The organism is Luteibacter sp. P1_D3 (assembly GCF_056406135.1).
This window is the reverse complement of sequence record NZ_JBFUAT010000012.1, coordinates 84,763-102,486: the sequence shown is the minus strand read 5'-3', so window position 1 is coordinate 102,486 and position 17,724 is coordinate 84,763. Positions and strand designations below refer to the sequence as shown.

General features: G+C 63.9%; 18 protein-coding genes. 7 read left to right on the top strand and 11 right to left on the bottom strand.

The features are described 5' to 3' along the window. Positions 1-2: 2 nt before the first annotated feature. The 5 genes from AC1DYM_RS10325 to AC1DYM_RS10305 are packed head-to-tail and all read left to right on the top strand — an operon-like array spanning position 3 to position 7,174. Positions 3-1,253 (top strand): efflux RND transporter periplasmic adaptor subunit, encoded by a 1,251-nt coding sequence (locus AC1DYM_RS10325; RefSeq protein WP_477337963.1) that lies wholly within the window; start codon positions 3-5, stop codon positions 1,251-1,253. Then, positions 1,231-2,016 (top strand): ABC transporter ATP-binding protein, encoded by a 786-nt coding sequence (locus AC1DYM_RS10320; protein ID WP_477337961.1) that lies wholly within the window; start codon positions 1,231-1,233, stop codon positions 2,014-2,016. The genes AC1DYM_RS10325 and AC1DYM_RS10320 overlap by 23 nt, the downstream gene beginning before the upstream one ends. Further along, positions 2,013-4,451 (top strand): ADOP family duplicated permease, encoded by a 2,439-nt coding sequence (locus AC1DYM_RS10315; protein WP_477337959.1) that lies wholly within the window; start codon positions 2,013-2,015, stop codon positions 4,449-4,451. Before AC1DYM_RS10320 ends, AC1DYM_RS10315 begins: the two co-directional genes overlap by 4 nt. Before the next feature lie 34 nt (positions 4,452-4,485). Then, entirely contained in the window at positions 4,486-5,874 is a 1,389-nt protein-coding gene (locus AC1DYM_RS10310) for a sigma-54-dependent transcriptional regulator (RefSeq protein WP_477337957.1), read from the top strand. Then, a complete protein-coding gene (locus tag AC1DYM_RS10305) occupies positions 5,861-7,174 on the top strand; it encodes a sensor histidine kinase (RefSeq protein WP_477337955.1) in 1,314 nt (437 codons plus the stop codon). Before AC1DYM_RS10310 ends, AC1DYM_RS10305 begins: the two co-directional genes overlap by 14 nt. 13 nt (positions 7,175-7,187) lie before the next feature. Here AC1DYM_RS10305 and AC1DYM_RS10300 read toward each other — a convergent pair whose 3' ends face one another. Continuing rightward, on the bottom strand, positions 7,188-8,393 hold the full coding sequence (locus tag AC1DYM_RS10300; protein WP_477337953.1) for a hypothetical protein: 1,206 nt from the start codon (positions 8,391-8,393) through the stop codon (positions 7,188-7,190). Between the two features lie 126 nt (positions 8,394-8,519). Then, positions 8,520-8,756 carry a hypothetical protein gene (locus AC1DYM_RS10295; protein ID WP_477337951.1) on the bottom strand — a complete coding sequence of 79 codons (237 nt, stop codon included), beginning with the start codon at positions 8,754-8,756 and terminating at the stop codon, positions 8,520-8,522. A gap of 153 nt (positions 8,757-8,909) precedes the next feature. On the opposite strand from AC1DYM_RS10295, the gene yidA reads away from it, so the two are divergent. Continuing rightward, entirely contained in the window at positions 8,910-9,737 is an 828-nt protein-coding gene (gene yidA / locus AC1DYM_RS10290) for a sugar-phosphatase (RefSeq protein ID WP_477337949.1), read from the top strand. Here the strand turns inward: yidA and AC1DYM_RS10285 are convergent. After that, on the bottom strand, positions 9,730-10,464 hold the full coding sequence (locus AC1DYM_RS10285) for a 3-keto-disaccharide hydrolase (protein ID WP_477337947.1): 735 nt from the start codon (positions 10,462-10,464) through the stop codon (positions 9,730-9,732). The two genes, yidA and AC1DYM_RS10285, sit on opposite strands and share 8 nt — an antisense overlap. Positions 10,465-10,620: 156 nt before the next feature. Between AC1DYM_RS10285 and AC1DYM_RS10280 the strand changes: the two genes are divergently transcribed. Continuing rightward, entirely contained in the window at positions 10,621-11,373 is a 753-nt protein-coding gene (locus tag AC1DYM_RS10280; protein WP_477337945.1) for a DUF72 domain-containing protein, read from the top strand. Between the two features lie 8 nt (positions 11,374-11,381). Here the strand turns inward: AC1DYM_RS10280 and AC1DYM_RS10275 are convergent, their stop codons facing one another. The 8 genes from AC1DYM_RS10275 to AC1DYM_RS10240 form a co-directional block, all read right to left on the bottom strand. Then, complete coding sequence (locus tag AC1DYM_RS10275; RefSeq protein ID WP_477337943.1) at positions 11,382-11,897, bottom strand: hypothetical protein; 516 nt, start codon at positions 11,895-11,897, stop codon at positions 11,382-11,384. 10 nt (positions 11,898-11,907) lie between these two features. After that, positions 11,908-12,381, bottom strand: coding sequence for a type II toxin-antitoxin system HicB family antitoxin (locus tag AC1DYM_RS10270; RefSeq protein WP_477337941.1), 474 nt, complete (start codon positions 12,379-12,381; stop codon positions 11,908-11,910). 513 nt (positions 12,382-12,894) lie between these two features. Then, a complete protein-coding gene (locus tag AC1DYM_RS10265) occupies positions 12,895-14,001 on the bottom strand; it encodes a sulfate/molybdate ABC transporter ATP-binding protein (RefSeq protein ID WP_477337939.1) in 1,107 nt (368 codons plus the stop codon). Further along, a complete protein-coding gene (cysW, locus tag AC1DYM_RS10260) occupies positions 13,998-14,846 on the bottom strand; it encodes a sulfate ABC transporter permease subunit CysW (RefSeq protein WP_477337937.1) in 849 nt (282 codons plus the stop codon). The genes AC1DYM_RS10265 and cysW overlap by 4 nt, the downstream gene beginning before the upstream one ends. Then, complete coding sequence (gene cysT / locus AC1DYM_RS10255) at positions 14,843-15,667, bottom strand: sulfate ABC transporter permease subunit CysT (protein WP_477337935.1); 825 nt, start codon at positions 15,665-15,667, stop codon at positions 14,843-14,845. The genes cysW and cysT overlap by 4 nt, the downstream gene beginning before the upstream one ends. 2 nt (positions 15,668-15,669) lie before the next feature. Beyond that, positions 15,670-16,668, bottom strand: a complete 999-nt coding sequence (locus AC1DYM_RS10250; protein ID WP_477337933.1) for a sulfate ABC transporter substrate-binding protein — start codon at positions 16,666-16,668, stop codon at positions 15,670-15,672. 107 nt (positions 16,669-16,775) lie between these two features. After that, positions 16,776-17,120, bottom strand: a complete 345-nt coding sequence (locus tag AC1DYM_RS10245) for a hypothetical protein (RefSeq protein ID WP_477337931.1) — start codon at positions 17,118-17,120, stop codon at positions 16,776-16,778. A gap of 9 nt (positions 17,121-17,129) precedes the next feature. Beyond that, positions 17,130-17,657: a hypothetical protein gene (locus tag AC1DYM_RS10240; protein ID WP_477337929.1), complete on the bottom strand. Its 528-nt coding sequence runs from the start codon at positions 17,655-17,657 to the stop codon at positions 17,130-17,132. Between the last annotated feature and the right edge of the window lie 67 nt (positions 17,658-17,724).

The following is a 17,724-nucleotide window of genomic DNA, read 5'->3' as shown; positions in this document are numbered from 1 at the left end:
GCATGGACATCGCCAAATCTGCCGCCTCCTCGCTTCGCCGCCCACGCACGTTATGGCTTGCCGGGGGCGCAGCCACGCTGATCCTCGCTTTGGTCGCTACGCTGGCCCTCGGCAAAGCCGCCCCCACGGTCGTGCGCTCCGACATCTGGATTGGCACCGCCGAGCAGGGTGAGATGAAGCGCGAGATCCGCGCCAACGGCACGCTGGTGCCGAGGCAGATTCGTTGGATCACGGCGGGTGCGGCGGCGACCGTGCAGCAGGTGGTGGTCGAGCCGGGTGCACGCGTGCAGGCCGACACCTTGATCCTGCAACTGGTCAATCCCGAGTTGCGGGCCGATTTCGAGAAGCAGAAGGCCGCGCTGGCCGGTGCCGAGGCGGGGGTCGCTGCGCAGAAAGCGCTCCTGCGATCGCAGCTGCTCGATGCGCAGGCCGTACAGACCCAGGCGGAGTCCGACCTGCTCACGGCGGACATCAAGCGGGTGGCCAACGAGCGTGCGTTCTCGAAAGGCGCCGCTGCCGAGATCGAGGTCAAGCAAAGCAAGATCACGGTGGAACAGGATCAGAAGCGTCTCGCCATCCAGAGTCAGCGGGTTACGGCCATTCGCACCAACATCGAGGCGCAGTTGCGTGCGGAGGAAGCCAAGCGCGACCAGGCGGACCGCGCGCTGGACATCGCCCGTCAGCAGGTGGATTCGCTGGGCGTGCGGGCCGGCATCGACGGCATCCTGCAGCAGGTGGACGTGGAACCCGGCCAGCAGATCGCCTCGGGCGCCAAGCTGGCGAGGGTCGCCCGGCCTGATGACCTCATCGCCCGTTTGCAGGTTCCAGAAGCCCTCGCCAGCGATCTTGCCCTCGACCTGCCTGTCGATATCGACACACGCAACGGCAAGGTCGCTGGGCGCTTGATTCGCGTCGACCCATCGGTGCGCAATGGCAGCGTCACCGTCGATGTCGCCTTCGACACGCTGCTGCCTGCGGGCGCGCGGCCCGAACTTTCCGTGGAAGGTCGTGTGGTCCTGGGCACACTGCCGAACGTGGTGAATGTCGGTCGTCCCTACGGAGCATCGTCCGATGGGGTCGGATCGCTGTTCGTCATCCACCCGGGGGAAAGCCAGGCGCATCGCGTCCCGGTGCGCTATGGCGCGATGTCCAGCGACCGCGCGGCCGTGCTCGAGGGCGTGCGTGCCGGCGACCAAGCCATCCTTTCGGATACCAGCCAATGGAACGGCTATGACACCCTACGCATACGCTGATATGGAGAGCGACCTGATGAATACACCGCTGATCCGCCTTGAAGGCCTGGGCAAGGTGTTCCACACCGACGACGTCGAGACGCATGCACTCTCGGACGTATCGCTGGATATCGGCGCAGGTGACTTCGTGGCGATCACCGGGCCGTCCGGCTGCGGCAAGTCCACCCTGTTGTCGATGCTGGGCCTGCTCGACTCGCCAACCGCCGGGCGCTTCCTGCTCGATGGCGCCGACGTGGCCGGCCTCGACCTGCGCCGTCAGGCGCGGATGCGTAACGCCAAGATCGGCTTCATCTTCCAGGCCTTCAACCTCATCGCCGACCTAACGGTGGAGGAGAATGTCGCGCTACCGCTGACTTTTCGTGACGACTACCGTCGCGACGTCGCTCAACGCCGGGTGCGCGAGGTCCTCGATCAGGTGGGCATGAGCCATCGTCAACGTCATTATCCGGGGCAACTCTCCGGCGGCCAGCAGCAGCGTGTGGCGGTAGCGCGCGCCCTGGTGGGCGAACCGCGCATCCTGCTGGCGGACGAGCCGTCGGGCAATCTCGACTCGCGTAACGGCGAAGCCGTGATGCAGCTACTCGAACAGCTCAACCGTAACGGCGCCACCCTGTGCATGGTGACCCACGATCCCGCCTTCGCCCGACGCGCCGACCGGGTCGTGCACATGCTCGATGGCCGCATCGTCGATGAAGACACCTTCGAGCGCCTGCGTGGCGAAGAAGACCATGCCATGCCGATGATTCGCGAGGCACTGCCATGATGCCTGTCGCGGTCGTTCTCACCGAGCTTCGCCAGTCGTGGCGCGGTCTGCTGCGCCGACCGGCTTTCTTACTGCTGGCTACGTTCACGCTGGCGCTTGGCGTGGCAACGATCACGGCGATGTTCGCCTTGCTCGATCAGGCGCTGCTCAAACCGCTGCCTTTTCCGCACGCCGACCGGCTCGTGACCATGGGCACGTATATGGACGAGAACGTGTACGGCGCGGGGCCGGCTTATTACGCGCCTCTCCGGAAGATGTCGTCGATCGAGATGGCCGGCACCGCCGATGGTCCCGGCAATGTGAACATCGCACCCGACGGCCGACCGCAAGTGGCCGTCGCCATGCACGCGGATCGTGCGTTTTTCGAAGTGCTTGGCCTGCCGATGGCGCTTGGCCGCAATTTCGATGACGCGGAGGATCGTCCGCACGGACCGGGGGCCGTGATCCTTACGGATGCTTTCTGGCGTGCTCGTTTCGGTGCGGATCCCGCCGTGGTCGGGCGCACGCTGAACGTCGAAGGGCAGGGCATGCAGATCGTCGGCGTCCTCCCAAAGGCCTTTCAATGGCCATGGGGTGCGGACATCGTTTTGTCGATGCAGCCGGATCTGGCTTCGCGCGACATGTCGACCAATCAGATGATCGTTGGCCGCATGAAGCCAGGCGCGACGGTGGCAGGCACGGCGGCAGAAACGGCTGCCGCACTCACGCCGCTGTTTCTTGCATCGTCCGATGACATGGCGAGGATGCGTGAGGCCCTGCGCGAGCAACCGCCGTCGGCGCTGCCGCTGTTGACCGGCGTCTTCGCGCCCCATACAGGCAAAACCCTCGGGCTGTTCCTGGGGGCATCCGCCTGTGTGTTGCTGATCGCCGTCATCAACCTCGCCAGCCTCATCCTGTTGCGCTCCTTGTCCCGGACGCATGCGAGCGCCGTCCGCGCTGCCTTGGGCTCGTCGATCGGCCGACTGAGCCTTCCGGCCTTTGGCGAAGGATTGCTGATCGGCGTGCTCGGCGCGGTGTTGGGCTTATTGCTGGCGTGGTTGGGGTTGCGCCTGATCGGTGACATCGTGCCGCCCGAGTGGCTGCGTGGTGAGCCGGTGGGATTGACGGGCATGAGCGTTGTCTTCGCGCTGGTGGCGGGTTTGGCGGCGGCGATCGGCGCGACGGTGCTGGCCGTGCTGCGCGGTCGCCGACGTGACTGGCGGAGCGAACTGGTCAGTGGCGGACGCAGTGGCCTCAGTCGTGAGGATGGCCGTACGGGACGAGCGCTCGTCGTGGCCCAGATCGCCGTCGCCGTCGTCTTGCTGGTAGGCGCAGCCCTGTTCACCCGCACGTTGCACGAACTCGAATCCGTGCCGATGGGCTTCACCAGCCGTAACGTCACCACGTTCGCCCTTTCGCCGGTGAAGCAGCGTTACGCGACGATCGCCGACGTTTCGGCGCTCTCGCACAAGCTGCTGGAACGTTTGCGCCGGTTACCGCAGGCGGAGGCGGCGGGCGTGTCTACCAACCTGCCAACGGGCTCACAACTCAACTGGCCGATCGTGCTTCCCAATGGCTCGATGGTCGGCACGCAGTACCGCTTGATGACCGCCGGGTTCCTCGAGGCGGTGGGCGTGCCGTTGCTGGCGGGGCGTGGTATCTCGGACAGCGACGTCGCGGGCGCCGATCCGGTGTGCGTGGTGAGTGCGTCGTTCGCGCGCCAGTACTTCGGGGTGGAGGACGCACTCGGACACATCGTGATGCTGAGGGTCGACGATACCCGGCAAGTGCCGCTACGCGTGGTGGGGGTGGTGGGCGACGTGCGCCAACGTGGTCCTGCCGAGCCATCGCCGCCGATCCTTTACACCGCGTTGGCCCAGGTGCCCGAAGCGATGTGGTCCATCATGAGGGAGTTTGGTCCGCTCAACATCGCGGTTCATGTAAGGCCGGGGGCTGGATTGAACGACGGCACCTTGCGCGATGTCGTCAACGAAGTCGCGCCGGGTCAGCCTATCTCCAACCTGCGTACCCTCGAGACCGTGGTGGCGTCCACGACGGCCGCACAACGCCTCAACCTGCTGCTTGTCGGCCTGTTCGCTGGCCTGGCGTTGCTACTGGCGTCGGTCGGCCTGTACGCGGTGATGTCCGTGGCCGTGGCGGCGCATCGGCACGACTACGGCGTGCGTGCCGCCTTGGGCGCGACGCGTCACCGTCTGTTGTTCACGGTCATTCGTTCCGCGGCCCTGCAAGTGGGGCTGGGTCTGGCGGTGGGCTTGGCCGCGTCGATGGTGTTGTCGCGCCTGCTCACCAGCTTCCTTTTTGGTGTCCAGGCACTTGACCCGCTGGCCATCGGCGCCGTCTTGCTGGTTCTCGGCCTGTCGGCGCTGCTTGCCAGTGTGCCTCCCGCATGGCGCGCCGCGCGCGTGCGGCCGATGCAAGCACTGCGCATCGACTAGCCGTGATCGCATCCACCTCATTAGACTGGCCCGCATGACCGAACCCTCTCGCCCAGGCGGCACGCTGCCGCATGTTCTCGTGGTCGACGACCAGGATGCCGTGCGCGATGCGCTGCGCCTGTTGTTGAAACACTCGGGTTACCGGTGCAGCGAAGCGGCGACGCCTGCCGACGCGTTGTCGATGATCCAGGGCGACGATCTCGCCGCGGTCCTCGTCGATATGAACTACGGCCGTGATACCACCTCCGGCGAGGAAGGCCTCGCGCTCATCCGCGAGCTCACCACCCGCAAACCCGACCTTCCGGTGATCGCCATGACCGCCTGGGCCAGCATCGAGCTGGCAGTGGAGGCCATGCGCGAGGGCGCGGTCGATTTCATCGAGAAGCCCTGGCAGAACGCGCGGCTGCTCAGCGTGCTCGAATCACGCATCGCGCTGAAACAACGGGAGCGCGACGTCCGCCGCCTGAGCGACGCCCAGGCCTTGCTGCTCGACGATGGCGAGATCTTCGTGGCCGAGTCGCTGGCGATGCGCCGACTGATGGACGACGTCGCGCGCATCGCGACGAGCGACGCCGCCGTTCTTTTGCTGGGGGAAAACGGCAGCGGCAAGAGCGTGCTCGCCAAGCGTATCCATCGGTTGTCGCCGCGCCGCGCGCGACCGTTCGTCAAGGTGGATATCGGTGGTCTGGCACCGACGCTGTTCGAGGCCGAGCTGTTCGGCCACGTCAAGGGTGCCTATACCGATGCACGGCAGGATCGCGCCGGCCGATTCGAGACGGCGGACGGTGGCAGCTTGTTTCTCGACGAGATCGGCAACCTGCCGCTGGAACAGCAGCCCAAGCTGCTGCGCGTGCTGGAAGGCGGTGAGTTCGAGCGCCTGGGCGCTTCACGCACGCAACGCGTGGACGTGCGCGTGATCGCAGCCACCAACGCCGACCTCGACGTCGAAGTCGATGCGGGGCGCTTTCGAGAGGATCTGCTTTACCGCCTCAGCGTCTTTCCGCTACGCCTGCCGCCGCTGCGCGAACGTCGTGATGACATCGTGCCGCTTGCGCGTCACTACCTCGCCGCCGCGAGTCGCCGATATCGTCGCGATCCGCCCGTGCTCGATGCGTCCGTCGAGCGCGCTCTACTCGAACACACCTGGGCCGGTAACGTGCGCGAACTGGCGCATGCGATGGAGCGCGCTGCCCTGCTCGGGGGCGATCGGGTCACCACGGGTGATCTCCGGCTGCGCAAGCCGACGAAATCGCGCGGCATGGAAGACATGACCCTCGACGATGCCGAAGCGGCCATGCTGCGGGTGGCGATCGAGCGTCACGACGGCAACCTGCTGCGTGCGGCGGAACATCTCGGCATCACCCGCCAGCGGCTGTATCGGCGGATGGAGAAGTACGGACTCCAGCGCGATGATGCGGAGTAGGGCTGCCGCAGGCGGCATCCTCATCGCGTTGCCTGCGCTCATGGCACTGGGCGGTGTGCTGTTAGTCGGCATGCCGCCATCGTTTGCGGAGGCGGCGGCGCTATTCGTCCTGGTGGTGTTTCTGACCATCGTCGCGGGATATTTTACGGGCGGCCGTCCCAGCCGCATGCAGACGGTGGTGAACCTGCTCGAAGCCCTGCGCGAAGGGGATTACGGCGTACGCGCATCAGGTGCGGAGCGTCGCGATGATTTCGGTGACGTCGCGCGGCGCTTCAACGAACTGGCGGTGCGACTCCAGGATGAGCAACGGGGACTTCAGGAATCGTTGCAACTGCTCAGCAAGACGCTGGCGGCCCTGGATGGCGCGGTGTTCGCGTTCGAGCGTGATGGTCGCCTGCGCCTGGTCAATCCTGCCGGCGAGCACCTCCTCGCGCGACCGGCCGCCGAGCTGCTTGGTAGGGCCGCGGAGGTGCTCGGTCTTTCCCCGTTGTTCGATGTGGCCTCGGGTGACATCGTTCCGTATGAGTTTGCCGGCCAGGCCGGCCGCTGGCAGGTGGGACATGCCACGCTGCGCAGCCGTAGCCAGGAAGGACGGCTGCTGGTGGTGCAGCCTATGGAGCGGGCACTGCGCGAAGAGGAAGCGCAGGCGTTCCGTCGCCTCTTGCGTGTGCTCAGTCACGAGATCACCAACTCCATGGCGCCAATCGGCTCGATGGTGGAAACGCTGCACGGCCTCCTGCCCGGTGCCGGCAAGCCGCTCGATGGCGACGTCGACGCGGATCTTCGCCATGGGCTCGACGTGATCGGCCAGCGTAGCGCTGCGTTGCAACGCTTCATCAGCCATTACGCCCGGCTTGCCCGGTTGCCGCCGCCGCAGCGGGCGACGGTGGATGTGGTTTCGTTATGCGAGCGGGTGGCGTGGCTCTTCGATGACACGCGTATCCGCGTCGCGCCGGGTGACGCGGTGAGCCTGCATGGCGATCGCGATCAACTGGAGCAGGTGCTGATCAACCTGCTGCGCAACGCCGTGGAGGCCGGTGGCGAGGAGGATGTGCTCCTGAGTTGGCGTCGACTCGACGCGCGTGTGGTGATCGAAGTGAGCGATCTGGGGCCCGGACTTCCGGCGAGCGGGAATGTGTTCGTGCCGTTCTTCACGACGAAGGCGCACGGCGCCGGCATCGGTCTGGCGCTGTCGCGGCAGATCGTGGAAGCCCAGGAAGGGACGCTGGATTTGCATGCGCGCGACGCGGGGCGGGGCGTGGTGGCGCGGATGACCCTCCCGGTGGCCGAAGGCCGCTGAAGCGGGCATCGGGTCAAGGCGTCCACCCCTGCGACGGAAACAACGTGCCGATGGTCGAAGGCGCCACGGCGGTCTGGTCACAACCCGGGAAGGGCTTGCTGGACGCGGCAACGAGGTTGAACTCGTACGGCGGAAGCCACCTGACCTTGAAGTATCTCGGGCGGGTGTCATTCGCGGTGTCTTCGTCGTAGGTAACCTGCCACTCGGACTCGGACTTGCGGCAGCGCTTTGGCAGGCCGTCGAATTCGCCGGTAAGGTTGCCACGCCCCTCGGCCGCGTGAGATCGCTCCAAACCCGGCTGACGGGCTGACGACGATGACCAGTGGGATGCTTCGGTCCAGGGGCTGGTCAGCCATTCCTCGACAAAGGCCTGGGGATCAAGCGCGACAGGCGCGACGCGTGTCACCGCGTGGTTCGGCCCGATCTGAAAATGCAGGATATGCCGCCGCACCAGCGCAACGCCGTCGATGCTGGCTCCCTTGAATTCGACCAGCAGGTCGTGATTGGAGACGTGTGCGGCGGCGATAAAGTCATCGCCCATGTAGAGCATGCCGTCCTCGCGGTCGATCAGTGCGGGCGGGGTCGTCGTGCTCGTCGATGCCTGCCACAGCTTGGTGTAGAGCGTGTGCCAGTTCGATGAGCACCAGGGCTCGTAGCCGAGTGCGGCCACGAGGGGCGGCGGTGCGGGTTGGTCCCACGGCGTATCCGAAGGGGATATGTCGATCGAGAGGAAGCTCTGCGGACGGTAGTCGCCCTTGCTGTAGCGATCCTGTTCGATGGCAGAGAGCAGGTGCCAACGGTGGTCCGGACCGTCTTCATAGACATAAGCCGACTGGTCGAAGCCGCACTTCATGCCGACGCCGGTCATCACCAGGAGGTGACGGTCGTCGAGGCGAGCGATGTGGATCGCGTCGAGAAATCCCCGCTCGTTTTCCTCTCGCGGGGGATCGCCACCACAGTGGTATGCCGACGGGCCCGGCTGGCGACACGTCAATCCGGCGAGATCAAGCGTGCGGCTCAGTTGCGTGCCAAGCGTCGTGAGATCAGCTGGGTCGAGTTCGAATGTCGTGCCATCGGGCATCGGCGCGCCAGGCGCCGGAGGCAATTGATGTTCCACCCATTCGCGCAACGCCTGCTTGACCGACGTGAACTCGGGCCCGGCGTCGCGCTCTTCGTTGATGCCGTGCGATTGGCGTATTTTTTCCAGTTGACTCGTCAACGGCGCGAGATTGGGCGCTTTAGCCCAGAGAGGTGATGCAATGAGCCCGATGGCTATCCCTGTCACGATCACGAGCGAACGCATAGAGTCCCCGTATGGATACCGCGCCTGCGGCCTGCGCGATCATCACACGTTCTCCGCGCTATGCCAGCCTCCGGCCTCGTCTTCGTGACGCACGCGAATGGGCACGTTGCGGGTTTGGCGGATCGTCTCGGCTCGATCCGTGGCGAAGCGCATGGCTTCGGCCCGAGTCGCAAATCCGCCGATACGCTGTCGATCCTGGAACACCGCGTAGGGCTCGGCACCGCCGCCAGGCTGGGGGAGATAGAAGGTGATCGTGTTCCCGAGATCGCGGGCTTCCATGGCAGCTCCTGGCTTGGCGGTCCGAGACATCGGGTAAGAAGCCATCCTCTGGTCCCGCCCGTGAAGCGAGCGCCAAGGCCTCTTGGCACGCCCTCGGCGTCGCCATTGCTGCAATGCAGTAATATGGCGGATTCCCCTCACCAGATGCATCCGATGATCGACCTGATTGCCATCGACATGGACGGCACGCTGCTTGACTCCAATCACGCCATTTCGCCGAGGGTCAAGGAAGCCATCGCTTCCGCCCGAGCGCGCGGCATCCGTATCGTCGTGGCGACCGGGCGCCCCTATTCGGGTATCGAGGCATACCTGGCCGAGCTCGGCCTGGCCGGGGACGAGGACTACTGCATCACCTTCAACGGTGCCGTGATCCAGAATGCGTCCGGCACGACCTCCGTGGAAGAAACCACGCTCGGTTACGACGATTTCGTCTATTGCGAGAAGGTCGCGCGCGAACTCGGCGTGCATCTTCACGTGCTGTACGAGCGGAGCATGATGACGCCGAACGCGGACATCAGTTATCACACGGTGCGCGATGCCTACATTTCACGCACGCCGTTGATGTTCCGTTCGGTCGATCAGGTCGACCCGGCGTGGCGCTTCCGCAAGTTCATGATGGTGGACGACGAAGCCATCCTCGACAAGGCGATCGCCCGCCTGCCGCCCGAACTGATGCAGCGCTATACGGTGGTCAAGAGCGCTGCCGACTTCCTCGAGATCCTTCATCCGGAAGCCGGCAAGGGCAGGGCACTCGCCACGCTGGCGGCGCATCTTGGTGTTCCCGCGGAACGCATCATGGCGATCGGCGACCAGGAGAACGACCTGGTCATGCTGGAGTTCGCTGGCGTTGCCGTGGCCATGGGCAATGCGATCGACGCCGTCAAGGCGGTTGCGGATCATGTGACGACCAGCAACAACGAAGACGGCGTCGCGGTAGCGATCGAGCGTTATGCCCTGAAGCAGGCCGCCGGCGTCAGTTGAGTTCCTTGATCCGGATATTGCGGAACGCGATCTGGATCGGCGGCACGCCCTTGTCTTCACCACCCTGAAGGGCGATGCGGCCTTTGTGGAACTTCGCGAAGTCCGCCATCTTCGCGAACTTCGTCTTCGCGACGAGGGCGGTCCATTCCGGGGTCCACAGCGTGGTGTCGACGGTCTTGTGGCCGTTCTGGAAGAACTGCACGTGGCCATGGTCGACGATGATCTCGATGGCGTTCCAGTGGCCGTGCTCGTTGACGTTTTCGATGTCCGAGGAGATCAGGTCGAAGAGGTCGCCGGAACGCTCGTACAGCGTGTAGCTGTCCGGCTTGGTGCAGACCAGGTCGGCGATCTGCATTTCCGGGCCGGTTTCCCAGGTGTACTTGTACTTCGGCGACTCCTTGACGTTGAACATGACGCCAGCATCGGCGCAGGCCGTCATCTTCCAGTCGAGCTTGAGGTCGAAGTTCTCGTATTCCTTCTCGGTGACGAGATCCGCGAAATCGGCGTCGGGCGCCTTGAGATCGCGATCGAGCTGGATCGACCCGTCGACGACGCTCCAGTCCTTGCCCGTGCCTTTCTGGCCGAACGAGTGCCAGCCCTGCAGCGTTTTGCCGTCGAAAAGGGGCTGCCAGCCCTGGGCAGTCTCGGCGGGAGTCAGGGTGTTCTCGGCGGCGATGGCGGGGAGGGCGGCCGTGAGGCAACAGGCGATGGCGAGCGCACGAAGCATGATGACGTTCCGGGGAAGGGTAAGCGTCGAGCGTAATGGCAGGAACCGCCGGCATACCCTGCCGGAAGTCACGTTGCGGCCAACTCGACCTGAGGAACGAAACGAAGGACCGCCCTGTTCACGCGATCGCGATACCGGATGCCGAGAATGCGATGCATGACCAACCCTCTACCCAGGTTCACGTCGGACGCCATGTGGGTCGGCTGCGCGGGCTGGTCGCTTGCATCGAAGGATGCGCCGTCTTTTCCGGGCGAAGGCACTCACCTGGAACGGTATGCGAGGGTGTTTCCGTGCACGGAGATCAATTCGTCGTTTTACCGGTCGCATCAGGAAAAAACCTATGCCCGTTGGGCGGCGAGCGTGCCGGAGGGTTTTCGTTTCAGCGTAAAGATGCCGCGTTCGATCACGCATGAGCTTCGCCTTCGGCAGTGCGAAGCCCTGTTGCTGGCCTTCCTCAGCGAGGTGGCCGCATTGGGTCCCAAGCTGGGCTGCATCCTGATTCAACTCCCGCCGAGCCTTGCACTCGATGTGCGAACGGCCAGGGCCTTTTTTGCTCTTCTGCGAAAGCACACGCCATTGCCTGTGGTGTGCGAACCGCGGCATGCCACGTGGTTCACACCTAAGGGGGCGGCTGTCCTCGGCGAAGCGGACGTCTCGTATGTTTGGGCGGATCCCTCGCCGGTGGCTGGTGTCGAGCCGCCCGGCGATTCAGCGCTGCTGTATCTCCGCTTGCACGGTGCGCCGCGGGTCTACTACTCAGCTTACGATGATGTGTTCATCGAAGGCGTTGCATCGCGGATGCGCCTGGCGCGATCGGAAGGCAGGAACGCGTGGTGCATCTTCGACAATACGGCGCGCGGTGAGGCAGTGCCAAATGCGCTGGCGCTGATCAAGCGATTGAGGCGCTGAGCAAGGCTTTAGCCCTTTCCACCTGGATTCTTGCGACGTTTCGTGACCGGTTTTGCGTTATCAAGCGTGGAATCGTCTTCAATGTCGTGAGGAAAAACAGCCGATCGATAGAGCGACTGGGAAAGCACCTGAAGAATGTAGTCCCGCTTCATCCAGTACAACATGCGCTGGTATTGCGGAACGTCGGCCTGGAAGAACTCGATGTTGCCGTCGTTCCTCTCGTCGTGAGCAAGGAAGCCGGCAAAAAAAGTCATACGAAAGCCTTCCCGCGTTGAAGAGGCTTTCTTCTTGCGAGACGATTCCCCTTCTGAAAAAGTCATCCTCACCACGATGCCGATCTCGATAACCTTGCGATCGTCGAACTTCTGTCCGGAAAGCGCCGGGGGGACGGCCTCGACTTTAACGACGGCCTCAACGGCCTCGACGTCAGGCGCGGTATTGAACTGAGCCAGCAGCACACTTTCGTCGAGGTGCATGTCCGCAAGGCGGGAGCCGATCAGGTAGTACTTTTCCATCGTAGACACGGCGTTGTCCTCAGTGCGGCTTTGTAAATGACTGCGGCAGGAGTACACGCGACAGCCCGGTAGCTTCAGGTCCCCATAGCTCGTCCGAGACCAGCGCTGCACGACGTTCGAAGAGAACTGCGGTACTGATGTTGGTCATCTCAGCGGCATCCACCGCTTGCTTGATGGCGAACTTGACGAAATCATTCAGCGACTGTCCTCGGCGACGAGCCGACACGGCAGCCTTTCTGTGCAGGTCCGTTCCGATCCTGACGTTAAACGTTCCCTTGCATGGTTTCTCTGGCGCGACGTCTCGCGCTGCGCAGTCGGCAAGATACTGCTCAATTGCGGCGTGAAACTCCGTGGTGAGATCAGCAGGGTTCTCCGCCGAAAACATGATCAAGCTGTCGATGTCATCGACTTGGCCAACGAGGAGCATGTCCTCCGCTGAAAACGTGATAGTGGCGGTGAAGCCCTTGAAGGCGAGGCGGTTATTGCTGGTCATCGTAGTAGCCCCAATCCTGAAGTCGGGCATGCACGGCCCGGACATAAACAACGAGCAGTGTGGGCGGATTCCGGTTGTGTGGTTTGTGCAAGTGAATGACCCGCGACGGGTCTGTCGAGCTATGGAACGAGGCGCCGGACCCCGCTCCCGCATGCTTCTCGAAGCCGAGCTGTCTCAAGAGCGTACTCAGCTCATCCCAGGTGAAATCCCTGGGGTGGGTGCTCAGCCTCAGTAGTAACTTCCGTGATTTGGCCAAGCTTCCGTCTCCCTGAGGAGCGGGCATTATTGCCTCGGGGGGACCGGTTTTGCAACTAACATTCAGTTGCAAAAATAATGACCTGAGTCGTGGATAGGTTTCCTGCAGCCGCCCCCGCCGACTTCATGAAATCAAGTAAGTCACTGATCTATATGACATGTAGGCGATGCAGGCGTCGGCGTGCCGTTTCAGGCAGCTTAGCGGCCTACAGCCGTTAGGCGCGAACCCCGCAGCGTCGAGCCCAAGCGCCGACGATCTCAACGCTGCATCACCCAGCGTTCGCTGACCAAAGGCTGCGCGGCAGGCGTCTCATCCAGCGGAAAGGCGACGAGCCTCGTCGGCGCAACGCGCAAGGCGGCACCCGGAACGAGCGACAGCCGGGCCAGATCCTCGCTCGCCACGTCGACCTCCAGCGTCTGGTCGATCTCGGCGATATGGATGTCCAGATGCGCGATGCTTCCTGCCAGGTAGACATGCCGCAACCGCGCGTTCCACGCGGGCTCATCCTCGGGCACCGAGAGCGACAGGTGTTCCGGCCGGATATACGCCACGGCTGACTGAAATCGCCCACCCGATGCGCCGGCCGGAAGGGACCATCCTCCCGCACCCCACGTCGTGCCCCGGCGTTGCAGCGGAATACGGTTCGTGCGGCCGATGAACTCGCAGACGAAGGGTGTGGCGGGATCCTGGTAGACGTCATGCGGCCGACCCACCTGCTCGATACGCCCCTTGTTCATGACGACGATGCGATCGGCGAGCTCGAGCGCTTCTTCCTGGTCATGGGTGACGAAGACGGTGGTCAGCTCCAGTTCTTCGTGCAGCTCGCGCAACCAGCGGCGCAGGGCAGTGCGCACCTGTGCATCGAGCGCGCCGAAGGGCTCGTCCAACAACAGCACGTCCGGCTCCACCGCGAGGGCACGCGCGAGCGCGACACGCTGGCGCTGGCCTCCGGAAAGCTGGCTCGGATAGCGGCCACCCAGTTCCGCCAGCTGCACGCGCTTGAGCAGTTCGTCGACGCGTGCGCGAATCTGGTCACGGGAAGGGCGACGTCGACGGGGACGTACACGCAGGCCGAAAGCGACGTTCTCGCGCACGGTCAGGTGACGGAACAGGGCGTAATGCTGGAAGACGAGGCCGACGTTGCGTTCCCGTGCCGTCGCCGCCAGGAAGTCATCGCCATGGAGGGTGACGCTTCCCTCGTCGGGATAGTCCAGTCCCGCAAGGATGCGCAGCAGGGTCGTCTTCCCCGAGCCGGATGGGCCGACCAGGGCGATGAATTCCCCCGACGCGATGTCGAGGCTCACGTCGTCGAGCGCGGCGATGTCGGGAAAGTGGCGGCTCAGCCGTTTGAGAGCGAGTGTCATCGGTGATTCTCGGCGGCTTGATAGCGCCATTCCAGGGCGGATTTCACCGCAAGGGTCAGCAAGGCCAACAGGGCGAGCAGCGACGCAATAGCGAACGCGCCGACGTAGTTGTACTCGTTGTAGCGCATCTCCACTTCGAGCGGCATGGTGGTGGTCAACCCGCGAATGTGTCCTGAAACGACCGATACTGCGCCGAACTCGCCCATGGCGCGCGCGTTGCACAACAGCACGCCATAGAGCAGCGCCCAACGGATATTGGGCAGCGTCACGCGGAAGAAGGTTTGCAACCCGCTCGCACCGAGCACGCGGGCGACCTCTTCTTCCTCGCTGCCCTGCGCCTGCATGAGTGGAATGAGTTCCCGCGCGACGAACGGGAGCGTGATGAAGATGGTCGCGAGCACCAGGCCGGGTACGGCGAAGATGACCTTGATGCCATGGGCCGATAGCCACGGACCGAACCAGCCCTGTGCGCCGAACATCAGCACGTACAGCAGGCCCGAAACGACGGGTGAAACGGAGAGCGGCAGGTCAATCAGCGCGCCAAGCAGCGCTTTTCCCCGGAACGTGAAACGGGTCATGGCCCAGGCAGCCGCCACGCCAAAGATGACGTTGAGCGGTACCGTGATGGCGGCGACCAGCAAGGTCAGGCGGATCGCCGCCATGGCTTCGGGCTGGTCCAGGCTCGCCGCGAAAGCCTGCGCACCCTGACGAAGGGCTTCGACGAACACGGAGGCCAGCGGGACCACGAGGAACAGGCAGAGGAACGCGCACGAAGCGACGACGATCAGCAGCTGGCCGATGCGTCGCGTGGCACTCACGGGTCGTCCGGACCGGCGCGCCTTCATGCGTGCTGCTCCGCCCAGCGCCGGCTCCAGCGCTGCAGTACGGAAAGAAGGACCAGGAGCACGAGCGAGAAAGCCAGCATGACCACACCCAGCGCCGCGGCGGTGGCGTAATCGAATTCTTCCAGCCGCTGGACGATGAGCAGCGGGGCAATCTCCGAGCGCAGCGGGATGTTGCCGGCGATGAAGATCACCGAGCCGTACTCACCCACCGCGCGGGCGAGCGCGAGGGCGAATCCCGTCAACAGGGTGGGCAGGAGCGTCGGCAGGACGACCTTGACGAAGGTCTGCAGCCGCGACGCACCCAGGCTCTCCGCGGCGTCTTCGACATCGCGTTCCAGCGACTGCAGCACGGGCTGCAGCGTCCGCACGACAAAGGGAAAGCCGACGAACACCATGGCGACAAGTACGCCCAGTGGCGCGTAGGCGACCTGGATACCCAGCGGAACCAGCCAACGGCCTAGCCAGCCGTTAGGCGCATAGACGGCTGTTAGCGCGATGCCAGCGACGGCCGTCGGCAACGCAAACGGCAGGTCGATGAGGGCATCGAGTATCCGCCGGCCGGGAAAGCGGTAACGGACAAGCGCCCAGGTCACCATCAGGCCGACGACGACATTGATCGACGCAGCCAGCAACGCGCCACCGAAACTGAGCTTGAACGCCGCCAGCGTACGAGGTGACGACAACAACCGCGGGATGCCGGCCAGCCCGATCTCGGAGGCCTTCCATGCGAGTGCCGACAGTGGCAAGAGCACGATGAGGCCCAGATAGGTGACGGTAAAACCGAGGCTCAATCCGAAGCCCGGCAAGACCCGTCGACGCATGGTCAGTTGCCCGGGCCGATCTGGTCGAAGAGGGCGCCATCGGCGAAGAACCTGGCCTGCGCTTTCCGCCAGTCACCAAAGACCTCGGCCAGGGTGAACGTCTTTACCTTCGGAAACTGTGCGGCATATTTCGCGGCGACCTCGGGCGACCGCGGTCGGTAGAAGTTGCGCGCTTCGATGTTCTGGGCCTGGGGCGAGTAGAGGAAGGTGAGGTACGCGTCCGCGACCTCGCGTGTACCGTGCGCCGCCGCGTTCTTGTCGACGACAGCCACCGGCGGCTCGGCGAGGATGGTGATGGAAGGGGTGACGATGTCGAACTGGTCGCCACCGGCTTCCTGCTTGGCAAGGAGGGCCTCGTTCTCCCACGCAATCAGCACGTCGCCGATGCCGCGCTGGGTGAAGGTCGTCGTCGCACCGCGGGCACCGGTGTCGAGCACCGGCACATGCTCGTAGAGCGTCTTGACGAAGGCCTTGGCCTTGTCGTCGTTGCCACCCGGCAGCTTGAGCGCGTAGCCCCAGGCGGCAAGGAAGTTCCAGCGGGCGCCGCCGGATGTCTTGGGGTTGGGGGTGATGACCTGCACCCCGGTCTTGGCCAGATCGCCCCAGTCGCGGATGGCCTTCGGATTGCCCTTGCGGACCAGGAACACGATGGCCGACGTATAAGGCGAGGCGTTGTCTGGCAGGCGGGTTTGCCAGTCCTTGGCCAGCAGGCCACGGTCGGCGATGGCATCGATGTCATAGGCCAGGGCGAGGGTCACGACATCGGCCGGTAAGCCGTCGACGACGGAGCGTGCCTGTTTGCCGGAGCCGCCGTGGGACATCTGGATCGTCACGGTGTCGCCGTGTTTGGCCTTCCAGTCGGCGGCGAAGGCCGTGTTCAGGGCCTTGTACAGCTCCCGCGTGGGGTCATAGGACACATTGAGCAGGGTCACGTCCTTCGACATCGCGGGAAGGACCATGACCGTCGCAGCGAGGGCAAGAAGGGTGGGACGAAGCTTCATCGTCATGCTCCTTGGGTGCCGGATGACGTGGACAGGGGGATACGTCGATGTAGCTGGTCGGAGTGTCAGCGCGACGTGAAATTCCTGGTTGATCACGTTGCTCCAAATCACCAAACCCATGGGGCCTTTCCGAAAGGCGTAAACATCGCTGCCTCGACCTGACGCTTCGAGTCTTCGTCCAGTGGAATAGTCAGTCGCCCGTAGTCGCCAAAGTCGATGTGGATAGCAGTGTCTGGGATTTCCTCAACTGAGGTAATGATCTTCGCGATCAGCGCGCAGAGTTCGTCTCTGTAGTTGGAAATCTCTTCCTGGAAGAGGTGTGCCTTCGGCGCCGTGTAAACGGTCAATACACTCCCATCAAACTGGAACTGAAAATAGTCGAGGACGAAGGTCACAGCGGCGAGCTTCTGGCCGATGAGGGCTTCTCTCAACATCCGAGTGGCCTCATTCATGTCGTGCCTTTAGGGAAACGGCTGCGAAAGCATGCGAGCAAGATGCTCATCATGCAAATTATGGTAGACGATGTCCTTTATCCGCCATCCGTTGGGTGTCCGCACCGTGAGGTACTCCAGGCCCACCTTTTCCCCGTTGCCAGGATAGGTAAACGACACGGCGACACGATCGCCACTCAATGGCGTGATGTCCAGGTCGGACGCCTCGGGATCGTTCGAGGCGAAGATGGGGGTGAAGCCAAGATTGCAATCAGCACCCCGGTTTCGTTTTATGCAGGCATCGTCGTTGACGAGCAGGGATGTCAGTGTCTCGTCGAAGTAGCGTTCCAGAACGTTGCGAGGCTGCTGTGTAAGAGGCTTCCCGAAAGCCTTGTCTGTAGGACCCAGTGCCTCCCAGGCAAAGTCCTTATAGAGCTTGGCGACGACCGTCGTCGGGCCGGCCGAGGCGACGAGCCCGGCGCCTGGCTTCGACTGCGCGAGGGCCACGGGCGTGGCCGCCACCGCCAGCAGGGGGATGCACTGGAGGAAAACACGCATGCCGCCGTCCTTGAGTCCATGGATGTGTGGCCGGCAGATTAGCGCAGGTGGGAAGCAGGCATGAACA